Raw genomic sequence first — 740 nt, 5'->3', positions numbered from 1 at the left:
TGTGACAAACCTTACAGATCAAGCAAGGGTAATGTGACAAGGATTACATCATTACCCTTTAATTTCAGGTATATAATGCACATGCGGCATAACATTACCATAGTGACTTTACGCCAGAGCCACATCGGAGAATCGTTATGCCGCTCGACCGTCCGCCCCATAGCCTGCCGCCCGTGATCCTGCGCGAAGTTCCTGGCGCCGACCGGGTTCTGACGCCTGACGCGCTGGCATTCCTCGCCGGGCTGCATCGTGCATTTTCCGGCCAGATCGACGCGCTAATGGCCGCGCGCCGCGCGCGTCAGCACAGTTATGATCTGGGTATGTTGCCGGAATATCTGACCGAGACGAAAGACATTCGGCAGGGGATCTGGGAAGCGGCTCCGGTGCCCCGGGCGCTGATGGATCGCCGGGTTGAGATCACCGGTCCGGTGGATCGCGCGACGATGATCACCGCGCTGAATTCCGGTGCGAAGGTCTTCATGGCCGATCTGGAAGACGCAAGCGCGCCGCGGTTCGACACCATGATCCAGGGTCAGGTGAACCTGCTCGATTACCGCGATCATGCGCTTGGCTGCACCGATCCGAAAACCGGCGAGACCCGCCAGGTCAAAGACGATCCGGCGCTTTTGATCCTGCGGCCGCGCGGTCTGCATCTCATTGAGGCCAATCTGCTGATCGACGGGCGTCCGGTCCCGGCGGCGCTGTTTGATTTCGGGCTGCATGTCTTCCATTCCGGCAAG

General features: G+C 59.5%; 1 pseudogene. It reads left to right on the top strand.

Annotated elements, in window-relative coordinates:
* Positions 1–137: 137 nt before the first annotated feature.
* A pseudogene (locus tag JC607_RS25205) lies at positions 138–740 on the top strand (malate synthase A); the annotation flags it as partial.

Origin of the sequence: Paracoccus sp. IB05 (assembly GCF_016405985.1) — a bacterium.
GTDB lineage: Bacteria > Pseudomonadota > Alphaproteobacteria > Rhodobacterales > Rhodobacteraceae > Pseudogemmobacter.
Note: the sequence above shows the minus strand (reverse complement) of the source record. Positions and strands in the feature narration are given on the sequence as shown.